7 protein-coding genes are annotated in these 12,491 nt (G+C 39.5%); 4 read left to right on the plus strand and 3 right to left on the minus strand.

Annotated elements, in window-relative coordinates:
* Positions 1–142: 142 nt before the first annotated feature.
* Together C9J45_RS11905 and C9J45_RS11910 are read right to left on the minus strand one after the other, a co-directional pair.
* Entirely contained in the window at positions 143–970 is an 828-nt protein-coding gene (locus tag C9J45_RS11905) for a DUF2971 domain-containing protein (RefSeq protein ID WP_107292569.1), read from the minus strand.
* Positions 971–1,550: 580 nt separating this feature from the next.
* On the minus strand, positions 1,551–2,315 hold the full coding sequence (locus tag C9J45_RS11910) for a TerC family protein (RefSeq protein WP_045083054.1): 765 nt from the start codon (positions 2,313–2,315) through the stop codon (positions 1,551–1,553).
* Between the two features lie 648 nt (positions 2,316–2,963).
* On the opposite strand from C9J45_RS11910, the gene mltC reads away from it, so the two are divergent.
* Positions 2,964–4,082, plus strand: coding sequence for a membrane-bound lytic murein transglycosylase MltC (gene mltC, locus C9J45_RS11920; protein ID WP_107246442.1), 1,119 nt, complete (start codon positions 2,964–2,966; stop codon positions 4,080–4,082).
* Positions 4,083–4,146: 64 nt separating this feature from the next.
* On the opposite strand, the gene murQ is transcribed toward mltC, so the two are convergent.
* Positions 4,147–5,046, minus strand: a complete 900-nt coding sequence (murQ, locus tag C9J45_RS11925) for an N-acetylmuramic acid 6-phosphate etherase (protein WP_107292576.1) — start codon at positions 5,044–5,046, stop codon at positions 4,147–4,149.
* Positions 5,047–5,197: 151 nt separating this feature from the next.
* On the opposite strand from murQ, the gene C9J45_RS11930 reads away from it, so the two are divergent.
* The 3 genes from C9J45_RS11930 to norR all read left to right on the plus strand — a co-directional run bounded on the left by C9J45_RS11930 (position 5,198) and on the right by norR (position 12,313).
* Complete coding sequence (locus C9J45_RS11930; RefSeq protein ID WP_233217692.1) at positions 5,198–6,019, plus strand: MurR/RpiR family transcriptional regulator; 822 nt, start codon at positions 5,198–5,200, stop codon at positions 6,017–6,019.
* Positions 6,020–6,197: 178 nt separating this feature from the next.
* On the plus strand, positions 6,198–10,154 hold the full coding sequence (locus tag C9J45_RS11935) for an AsmA family protein (protein ID WP_107292570.1): 3,957 nt from the start codon (positions 6,198–6,200) through the stop codon (positions 10,152–10,154).
* 632 nt (positions 10,155–10,786) lie between these two features.
* Entirely contained in the window at positions 10,787–12,313 is a 1,527-nt protein-coding gene (gene norR, locus C9J45_RS11945) for a nitric oxide reductase transcriptional regulator NorR (protein WP_107292571.1), read from the plus strand.
* The last annotated feature ends 178 nt before the right edge of the window (positions 12,314–12,491 follow it).

Raw genomic sequence — 12,491 nt, forward strand, 5'->3', positions numbered from 1 at the left:
AGACCGCCATTGTGGGCGGTCATTTAACAGTAATTCTATTTATGCGTACTGAAACTAAGATACAGAAAAAATCGTCAAAGCGGTCTCTTATAACCAATCAATACGTGATTTATTTATCATATTTAATAATATTAATTTCAAATCAATTAACTATTTCAGTTAGCTCTGAAAATATGAGTTTATACTCAGTTAAAGACATTTTAGATTCATAAATTATACAATCTAATTTATTTAACCTTTTCGCATTTAGTATTCTCAATTTTGTTTCTTCTGATGCATTACAACCTATATACACCTCTTTAATTGCTTTAGGTGGTATATCCATTAAAATAACTGCGGCACCAAATTCATCTTTACCAATCGCTTTAGATTCGTCCATATATGCCATAAATACTCTTTCTTCTTGCTCATAAGCCCATTCTAATGGTTTGTGACATAACATGTTTTCACGGCAATTGTGACTATCAACCTTTACGATAGCTCTTTGGTCGGAATATTTAACAGGTAACGGTTTAGTTCGATATCCATCTAGATCATTTTGGTGAAAAAAGTCATGATTATCATCAAATCCTATAACTAATCCCGTGTGTGAGCCACAGTAATGAGACCACATTAATAAACTTGTTTTTGATCGAGAAAGAGATAGCACACCAAATAAATCACCTAAATTATCCATCAAATCATTGGCAATAAGTTCAGGTCTTATACTATCCTCAACGCCTCGAATTATCGCTTTACGATTATCCTCTAACGTTTTTTTATTCTTTTCTGTTCTATCTGAAAGTTCTGTTTGTTCCCAAAATAAGTCTAACTCCTCTGAAGCTGATTTAATTGCACTTCTTCTGGCTTCCTCTGCATCAATAAGAGGGAATGATTCATAAGGATCATTCAAAGATCTTAATGGTGTAAACCTAATTTTTAAATCATCTAAAACATTAACTCTCTCTTTAGGAAGATACTTAAAAAGCACAATCACTCCTTAGAACATAAAAGATAAATAATAATACGATCTGATAAACCACTACATATTTAAAATGTCAGTACGTAAAGAGCAAATACTTTGCAATAAAAATGGTTCTATTTAACAGTATGCATCTTTCACGAATATCAAGATTGAAGTTCAAGGTAATTGTACATTAAAGCATGCATTTGCATAATAAAAAGCATTGAAAAAACAACAAAATAGACGTTGTGATTTTGTTAATGATGTTACTAGTTTCAAAGTATTAAATTAGGGCGATGTTTGCGAGTGAGAGCCCCAAAAGTGGCGTTTAACCAATACCTAATAAAACTAATCCCAAATCACGTTAATGCGATATGAATGAGTATTTGCTCTGAATGATAATGGGGAAAAAATAAGTTAGGACACTAAAAATTAAGCCTATGATGACTCATATTATGCGTGTGAAAAGACTTTCGTTTAGTTAAATATAACAATGCAATTTGGTTACAAACCAACAGTAATAAATAAACGATGAAGATTTTATACTACAAAATAAAAAAAGCAGAGCACATAGGCTCTGCTTTTATATTATCTGTCTAATACGCGGTTATTTTACTTTAACTGCCCAGCCACATTGCTGTGGGTAGATACGACGAATAATTGTCTTATTTCGCTTTTTCAATAGGATGTGGCAGGTTTCAATTAATAAACCAAATGCCATCGCAAAATACACATATCCTTTATTCAAATGAATCGCAAAACCTTCAGCCATTAACATACCACCTAACATTACTAAGAATAGTAGTGCTAATGTTTTCAAGCCCGGATAGCGCAATACATAATCGTTGATCTTCTCAGCACACAGTACCATCACAACTGCTGACGCTAAAATTGCAGCAACCATCAATGGGACTTCACTTGTCATACCTACCGCTGTGATCACAGAGTCCATAGAGAACACCGCATCCACCGCTACGATTTGCAGCAAGACTAAAGCAATACCTGCTCGTACTTTGCTGGCTTCTTGGTGATGAGCACCAGAGAAACACATCCACAATTCTTTTAAGCTTTTCGCTAATAAGAATGCACCACCACCAATCATGATCAAATCACGACCAGAGAACGGAGAGTCAGCAATAGAGAATAATGGTTGAGTTAATGACATTACCCAACTGATTGAGAACACAAGACCAATACGCGCAGCAACTGCTAGTGCAATACCTAGGTTACGGGCTAATTTGCGTTGATGTTCTGGTAATCGCTCACATAGCACTGAAATAAACACAATATTATCGACACCTAATACCACTTCTAAGGCAAATAAGGTCGCAAATATCATCATTGCTTCAGGTTGAAGGAAAAGATCTAGCATTGAATAGACTCCTTAACAAAGGAGTTTAGGAAAAGAGAACAACTCGTGGGGTCGTCCATATGTATTTTATACCTCTTAAAATTAAAGTCGCGCTATTCAACCACAACCATTGCGAATAACAATTGAGATATTGTAACAACATGTAAGCGACGCCTACCGTATGACTCATCCAGAGTGGCGATTAATGGTAGTAGTAAAATACACGGTAAAAATAATCTTGAATTCTTCCTCTCAAAATGGAAACTCTATATTTTACTTTTTGTTAAATATAGAGCGATAATGAAACATAATTTCTGGTTTTTAATTGCATTTGTAAGCATTTTTTCAACATCTACTCAGGCCAAGCTCTCGTCGACACGATACATTCAGTGAGTAATGGCTTAGCGGCAAAACAGTATTTAACAGCCGAAACGTCAGCTCACAGAAAGAAAAGAAAACCGAGAGCGCCTCGAAAAGGGATGGAACAACATCAAAGATGATGACGATGAAGAAAACCACTGGAATAACTATCTCGCTCAACAAGCACGTGAACGTAAACAACGTGCAGAACAACATAAATTTGTCGATAATTTAACGTCTGATCTTAATAAAGCTATCCGTGATGCCGCCAATACCCATTAATCACGGAAATATGTGGTAAGGATAACCATGAAAAAAGCATTGCTCATTATTACAACCTGTTTACTTGCCGCTGGGTGTTCATCAAACCAAGTTGAATGTCTCTATAACTGCAAGCCCACTTATCCCAATCATAGCGGGAATATAAGCACTGGTAATGTGAATAATGAGCAAGCCATGCAGGCCTTATTGGCTTATCTTGGTGTGCAAGTGAAAAAGCAATGGGGCGATGACGAATACCTGCAAGCAGGAAAACACCGTTATGTGAAATACTTTGATGGTTATCGTACACGTGCGCACATTGATTTTGATAACGGGAAAATTTACGTTTCAACTGTTGCTCAATACGCCCCCGAAGCCACACTGAAAAAAGCGATTGAAGAAACCTTGCTGATGCCAGCCGATCCTTCTCAAGTGGATTTATTCAGTGACAAATCGATTCCCCTTAACGGTAAGCCTTTCTTACTGGGGCAAGTTAAAGATCATGATAACCAAGATATTCAATGGCCTTGGCGCGCTGGGCGTTTTGCTGATTATCTGATTGAAAATAAGCTGCACACCAAGCCACTCAAACGAGGCACAGCTTACTATGTTGAAATCGATATGGTGAGTGATCACCTTGAGCAACGTGAATACCAATATGCGGATTTAATTAAGCGAGCTTCTCGCCAATACGGTATTTCAGAAGATCTTATCTATGCGGTGGTAAAAACTGAAAGTAGTTTTAACCCGTTTGCTGTCAGCCACGCAGGGGCTTACGGTTTAATGCAAGTGATCCCGAAAACAGCGGGGGCGGATGTATTTAAACTGGTGAAGAACAAACCGGGGATACCAACCAAAGACTACCTGTTTGATCCGGCTAACAACATTGATACGGGTACCGCTTATTTGCACATTTTACAAACCCGCTATTTAAGGGATGTGCGAAATCCTACCACTAAGCATTACAGTATGATTTCCGCTTATAACAGTGGTGCAGGTGGCGTGTTATCAACCTTTGATTCCGATAGACAACGAGCCATGGATAAGCTCAATCAATTGCAACCCAATCAAGCCTATTGGGCGCTCACAAATAAGCACCCAAAACTTGAAGCGCGCCGATACTTAGAAAAAGTGCTGAACTTCCAAAAAGAATTTCAAAATTTATAAACGCCTATAGCACTAACAAAGCCCTATCATCGACCATCGAGATAGGGCTTTGTGTTTTGTATCATTAGGCTTGGATGGCTTGGCGAGTAAATCCGTTATTTTTCGCTAATAAGTCTGCGGCTGTTTGAGCATCAACACCAGCTAAGATCATCACAATCGCGGTTTTACAATGACCATTACAGGCAGTTAATGCGAGTTCTGCTTCTTCACGGCTACATTCGGTTGCTTGCATCACAATGTTTTTCTGGCGTTCAACCAGCTTAGCGTTGGTTGCTTCCACATCCACCATTAAGTTGCCATATACTTTACCAACCCGGATCATCGCCCCTGTTGTCAGCATATTTAGCACTAACTTTTGCGCTGTGCCTGCTTTCATACGTGATGAGCCCGTTACAACTTCTGCCCCAACCACAGGTGTGATAGCGACATCTGCAAGTACAGCCATTGGGCTTTGTGGATTACAACTAATAGACGCGACCATCGCATTTTGTGCTTTGGCATATTCCATCGCACCAAGCACATAAGGAGTACGTCCGCTGGCAGCAATGCCCACTAACACATCTTTTGAATTAAAGTTCAGATCAATCAGATCTTGTGCGCCCATTTCACGATTGTCTTCTGCGTTTTCTACCGCTTTTAAAATCGCTTTATGGCCACCAGCTATTAAGCCAACAACCTGCTCTGGCTTGCTACCATAGGTTGGCGGGCACTCACTGGCATCTAAAATACCTAATCGACCGGATGTACCTGCACCAACGTAAATTAAACGTCCACCTTGTTGAAAAGCCGCTGCAATAGCATCAACGACAATGGCGATTTCAGGTAATACTTGTTCAACCGCTAACGCGACTTTTTTATCTTCATTGTTGATCACCTTTAGCATCTCAACCGTGGATAACATATCGATATTTTGGCTTGCCGTATTGCGACTTTCTGTAACAAGTTGGGTCAGATCAATCTTCAAGGTTTTCATCCTAGTTTTATTCGTTCTTTATTCATCATATTCAACAAGCGTATCAGGCTCTAGATTCTTGTTCGCGATTAACATAACGCTGTAAATATCACGGTAACTCAGTGTTTTTCAGGCTATTATCAAGACAAATGCTCGAACTGTTATGACTATGACTGCACTTGATAAAATCGCCAACCTACAATCACAATTCTCCCCTAATGGTCAAAAGATTGCGACCTTGGTTTTAGCACAACCTGAATTAGTGGTTTCACTGTCATCACAAGAGCTTGCGAAAGCGGCCAATGTTAGTCAATCGAGTATTGTAAAATTTACTCAGCGTATTGGTTTTAAAGGATTTCCTGCCTTTAAAATGGCGATCAGTGAAGAATTAGCAAGGCACAATACCATCGGCGGTAATGTGCTAAATCAATTATCGACTCAACCAGAGCCCAATAACACGCTTGCGAGTAGCTTAAGTAAAATGGCGCAACAAAAAGCCAATGCCATTATTGATACAACCAAAGCGATTGATACTCAATTACTGACCGATATTGCTGCGAGGTTAAGCCAAGCCCAACGGATTCAACTCGTCGGACTGGGAGCAAATGCCATTATTACCCGTGATTTTAATGATAAATTGCTAGCCTTAGGTTTGCCTGTTATTCACAGTAAAGATCATGCATTGCAAAGTACCATAGCCAACACACTAACAGAGCAAGACGTGCTTTTTGTGATCAGCAATAATAGTGAACAACCTATTTTACAACTTACAGCCCATGCCGCTAAGCTTCATGGCGCTGGCATTATTGTCATAAGCACACCCGATGATTTACTGCTTAATTCCCTTGCTGATATGAAGCTCAATATAATTTGTGAGCCACCACTGCATAGTATTGCGAATCAGCATTTCAATTTACACCTTGCAGCACAACAGACGCTGACCGACATCATTTGCATTGCCTTACAACAAGAGCTAAATCGCTGAATTTATTTTTTGTTACCTCTAACGGCGTAATATAAGGGAACCCTATTTTTGCTATACTGTCTGACTATATTATTTGGGCAGTATATCTTTGCCAGCAATCTGCAATGCCGATTAATCATCGCTTTTTCGCAAGATGCCAGCATGCTGCACGCCTTCATTAGAGAAAATCTGACCAATTATGACGCAATCACACATTCCAGCTGAGACGGACTCATCCTCTGAAAAACAGGAGAATCCGGTTCAGCCACCAAAGAAAAACAAACTAAAACAAGTGGCGAAGTGGACTTCTATTGCCATACTCACCCCTATCATTGCCGCAACTGGGGTACTCGCTTATGGGGTTAAGATCGATTTAGCTGACCACCGACATGATATCAACCAATGGTTAAGTTCTACTTTAGATCGTGAAACAACCATTGGTGGTGACATGTCACTGACCCTATCATTTAGCCCTGAAATTGAGTTAAGCGATGTCACCGTTGCCAATACTAAAGCAATGAAATGGGAGCCGATGCTGAAATCAGGCTACATTGGTGCAAAAATTTCTGTTTTGCCTCTTTTATCTCATACCCTAAAGATTGACTATCTGGATCTCAAAGATATTTCATTACACCTATCAAAAGATAATCAAGGCAAAGCGAACTGGGTGTTTGCCGAGCAAACCAGTGAAAAACCGAAAGAAACCACTCAATCAACACCGTTTAAACTGGCACTGAGCAATAATATTCGAGCGGAAAAAGTATCGGTTGATTATTTAGATCAACATACCGGACAGTATGCCAACGTATATTTAGATCAATTATCGTTAACCAAACCGGATAAATGGCTATTACAAGCGAAAGGTAATGCCATGGGCAATGAATATGATGTTTCACTGGCCGGTGATTTAGAATCCCTGATCAATGAGCAGCAAGGCAAATTAGACGCAACAGGTAGCTTTGCTGGGGCGAAACTCAATATTGATGCAGATATTCATCCATTCCACAGTAGTACGCCGTCAACAGCCAATGTAAAACTTGATTGGGTTGATACCGCGCAGCTTGAATCCCTGCTTGATATTGATTTGCGTCATGCCGCACCAATGTCACTAACAACCCAAATTACGGCGTCTAGCAAAGGCATTTCACTGGCTGATATCGCGCTAACGAGCCCTATCACGTCTGCTAAAGGTTTCCTTGATATTTCATTGGCTCAAAACGCCAAAGACCTTAATCATATTAACGGTAAGCTAAATATTCCGTTAATCGATCTGCGTCCATGGTTACAACCCCAGCCTCCGGTTATGTACGGTGTCGGTTATGCAGCGGCAGCCCCTCAACAATCGCCCCTACAAAAAGCGCTAGATCAATGGCTGGTTAAAACAGAAACCCACCTTGATCTATCCGTTGATGAGATCAAAGGCTTAGGTACACCTGTTAATAATATCTCGCTTAAAGTGGAAGGCGATAAAGGTAAACTTCACGCCCCAATGACTGCCAATATTGCCGATGTGCCATTTCGTGGCACGGCTGATATTGATGCCACCCAATGGACATCAACCGTTGATGTGAAATTAGGCGCTAAAGACTCCCAATTAGGTGAAATGGCAGGTTGGATCTCAGGGATCCCACATGCCAAAGGGCATCTTGATAAGGCTCAACTACAACTGACGACTCAAGGCACTAAACTTCAAGACTGGATTGATAATAGCCAGCTCGCGCTGAATATTGATAAAGCGCATATTGATTGGGGTGCCAAAGCCTCTTTTGCCATTGATAAAGCCGCACTAACCTCTGGTATGGAGCAACCCTTTAGCTCTGACATCCAAGGCAAGATAATGGATATCCCTGTTAAGATCACAGCTAAAGCAGGCACACTATCCGATATTATTAACCACCGTAATTGGATGCCATCACTGCACTTTTCCAGCCCTGTTGTTGACATAAAAGCACAAGGCGAATTTGTAAAAACTAATTGGCAAAAAGGCAGTTGGTTAAACCTAACCGTACACAGCAAGGATGTAGGCAAACTAAGCCCATGGCTGGGTACACGTGCATCGATGCATGGCAAAATCGATTTCAAAGGAAAACTCACCAATACCGGTGATTGGCTAACATTAAATATCCCCACGATGGCGTTAATGCAAAGCCAAGGTAAGGTCGATTTTAAATGGAAGCAAAATACTAAAACGCCATTTTTAACCCTTAATGCGCAATTTAATACCCTAAATTTCAATCAGCTAGGGCAATTTGTTGATCGCAAAAAAGTACCAACCGTTGAGCAAACAGTGCCAACTCAAGGTGTCAATCTTGATATGCCGTTACTTAGCAATAAAGTCGTGATTGCCGATGCTGATGTCAAACTTGGCATCAATAAAATGCTGTGGGCAAATCAACAAATTGATGACACCCAATTTAGTGGCCAGTTACGTGACGGTAAATTAAAACCCGCCCCTTTTAGTGCTCGCTATGCGGGAAGTTTGTACCAAGGTGATATTTCACTGGATATCAATAATAACGCTATCCAATCTCAACTCCATCTAGGGGTGGATAAGCCGAATGTTGGTCAAATATTAAAACAGTTCAATGTAACCAATGATCTTGGTATGACACTCGACAGCGCTAAATTATCTTTATCGTTATCAGGTCGTACTGTGCTTGAATTAATGGAACAGGCTAAAGTCGAAGCACAATTAAACGGCGGTAAACTGCGTGTTGCAGATACTTACACAGGCAAAGCCTTTGATGTCGCACTTCGTCAGGGTAAGTTTATTACAGGTCCTGATACCGCAACTCACTTGACTATTTCAGGCCAAGCTGCAAATAAGCCCGTTAACATTGAGATTGATTCTGTATCACTGAAACAAGCCAATGATGGACGTAAATCGGTGCCTGTTACCTTAACGGCTAATGTGGGTGATATTGCACTTAATGCAGAATCGAATGTATCGCTACCGATTAATCCACAAAAGTTAAATTTAACCTTTAAGGCAACAACGCCTAACTTAGATCGCTTTAATGCGTTTACCGGTCTTGAGCTACCACCGTATGGCCCAGTGACGGTTGCTGCATCCCTTTCAACCGATAAAGTCGGCTACCATTTACGTAATATGCTGGTTCAAGTAGGGAGCAGTAAATTACAAGGTAAAGGTGATTTCTTACCACCAATGAAAGGCCAAGATCGCCCTACCGTATCATTAGATCTTCGCGCGCCGTTCATTCAAATTAACGATTTTAAAGTTAAAAATTGGCAAGCATGGCTACCTAAAGACAGCAAAGAGAAAACAACACCAGCAAAAACAGTCGATAAACCCGTACCTGTTCTTAGCCCTGAAGGTTTAAATAAACTAAATGCTAATTTCAAACTCAATGTCGGTGAAGTACGCTCAGGTAAAGACTGGTTAGGTGCCGGAAAATTAGACTGGACATTACATAATGGTTTACTGAGTTTAAACCCGCTGCACATTAAATTACCAGGCGGAAATATTGATATTAAAGGCTCGGTTAAAGCACAAAAAGCGCTGTTTGATATCCATCTTAATGGATTAGTGAAGAACTTTGACTACGGTATTATTGCTCGTCGAATCGATCCAAAAACCGATATGAACGGTAAGATCAGCTTTGAATTTAATCTTAATAGTCTAGCCAATACTCCAGATAGCCTAATGAATAACGCTAACGGTTTTATCGGTTTTGCGGCTTGGCCTAAAGCTTTCCAAGCTAACTTAATAGATTTATGGGCGGTAAGTTTAGCCGATGCTGTATTACCTAAATTTGTGACTAAAGATCATTCCGTATTAAATTGCGTAGCCGGTGGCTTTAATGTCAAAAATGGCAACATGACGCAACGTGATTTATTACTTGATACTTCCCGTATTCAAGTCCATGGTGCTTTTAATGCAAGTTATAAAAATCGTGACTTTAACCTGTATTTATCGCCAAAATCGAAAAAAGCCCAGATTTTCAGCTTACAAACACCGGTTGATGTTCATGGTACCTTTAATAAATTCCATTTTGATGTACCACTGTCCGCTATTATAAAAACATCAGTGCGCTTTACGACGAGTCCTGTAGTAGCACCACTGCAATGGCTATTTGAAAAGCCCATCGCAGCCAATGGTTCTGCTGAATGTGAACGCATTTGGCAAGGTAAGTAATCATCAAAACTAAAAAGACCCAGATAACTGGGTCTTTTTTTTACTCACTACGCCATCATTTTATTTATCGCCTAAATACTTGCTTTTATAGGTTGAGGCTTTAGCAAAGATAAAAAGAGGAAACAGAATCAAGACCAATCCTAGCGAGTATTCAATCTTACTATTTTCGAGTAATTGATAAGTGCATAAAATAATAATTGAAAAGACAAATAAAATGTTAACTTTATGTATCAATGGATACTTTTTAGATAAGTAAGCATAAGCGCGGATCATGAAAAACTCGATAATATTTGTCGTCAGTAAGATAATTTGATTATAAAAAATTGCTTTTTTAAAAATAAGTAATAGATGGATTTTATTCCTGCTAACAGTCCAAACAATGATTTCCATTCAAAATCAGCGTCACAAATCAATCACTACAAATGGTAGTTCATTATTTTTTTGGCGTTTTTTTTCACGTAAATAGTAACTAAAAAAACTTTTGCCCTATCGACAATTCCGTTCAAAAAATAAACATTTATATAAAATACATCTTATGCGCTAATTTGTTGTTCTAGATTAAGCCTTAACGATCTCTATTTTGTTGTAATAAAGACAACAGATAATCAAAACGACATATAGATATTCTATTTATGCAATCAAATATCGACGCTGCACTGCTGAATATTGCCCTTAACCTCAGTACTCGACTGGCCAGTGATCATCATTACCAATCTTTAATTGATGGTGTAGAACAAGTCTTTCCTTGTGATGCTTGCGCTCTATTTGTTCTAGATCAACACGGTTTTCTTACCCCTGTCGCCGTTAAAGGGTTATCGTCTGCCGTATTAGGGCGACGGTTTTTACCAAGCTCTCACCCTCGCTTAGCTAAAATTATGGCGAGTAAAACACCTGTACGCTTTGACGCTGATTCGCCCCTTCCCGATCCGTTTGATGGCTTATTAATTAATGTTGATACAGAAATAAACGTTCACGACTGCTTAGGGTGTAGTTTGTATGTTGATGAACAATTAGTGGGGGTTTTGAGCTTAGATTCTTTGGCGGTGGGTGCATTTGATGATATCGATAACCTTGCGATAGAAACATTTGCAGCTCTTGCTGCTGCTACTGTCCGTAATATTGCCCAATTCAATGCGCTGAAATTACAGAATAAAAAACAAAAGTCACTCAATGAAACCTTGATCCAACAAGCACGATCTCAACACAATGAGATGATTGGATTTAGCTCCGAGATGAATGCACTCAAAACCAATATATCAACGGTTGCCCAATCCAATTATGCTGTGTTGATCAGTGGTGAAACAGGTACGGGTAAAGAGCTTGTCGCACACGCTATTCATGCTCAGTCCCATCGTGCAGATAAAGCTATGATCTATGTAAATTGTGCCGCACTACCAGAAAACCTCGCAGAGAGTGAGTTATTTGGACATGTCAAAGGCGCATTTACAGGCGCGAATAGCCATCGAGCCGGCAAATTTGAACTTGCTGACAGTGGTACCCTTTTTTTAGATGAAATAGGTGAATTACCACTGTCGCTACAAGCAAAATTACTTCGCGTATTACAGCAAGGTGACGTACAACGTGTCGGGAGTGATCGTCATCATCATGTTGATGTTCGCATTATTGCCGCTACTAATCGTCATTTAGAGCAGGAAATAGAAAACGGTAATTTTAGAGCCGATTTGTACCATCGTCTTAATGTCTTCCCAATATTTGTCCCACCACTGCGCCAGCGACTGAGCGACATTCCTGTGCTTGCAGGCTATTTATTAGAAAAAGTACGCCAACAATTTAATGTACCCAATCTCCATATTCACCCTAAAACACTTGCTCTACTTGAGAAGCAATTATGGCCGGGTAATATTCGAGAATTAGAACACAGCTTAACGCGTGCGGCATTACGAGCAATTCAACATGGTGAGCAAACAATCACAGAGCACTATTTTGATAACGCCGCCACAATCGATGATGTAAAAAACACATCATCACTTTTCCCACAACAATCACAACCGATGCGTGAATTGGTTGAAGATTATCAAAAGCATTTGATCAGCCATAGTTATAACAAAATGGATAAAAACTGGTCAAAAACCGCGCAATTCTTGCAAATGGATCGTGGCAATCTTTACCGGATGGGTAAAAAATTTAATATCCATTAATCAGACCTAATGTTTTCTGATGTAATAATAACAACAGTGAACGATGTTTTTATTACATCAACATCTAAATAATATTTAATTTTTCATTAAAAATCAGCACCTTAATAATGGCACGGTTAGTGCTATCAGTATTAGTAATACGACAATCTTGTCATTTATAACTATATAAACTAATGCT

Source organism: Photobacterium sp. GB-1, assembly GCF_003026165.1.
Taxonomy (GTDB): domain Bacteria; phylum Pseudomonadota; class Gammaproteobacteria; order Enterobacterales; family Vibrionaceae; genus Photobacterium.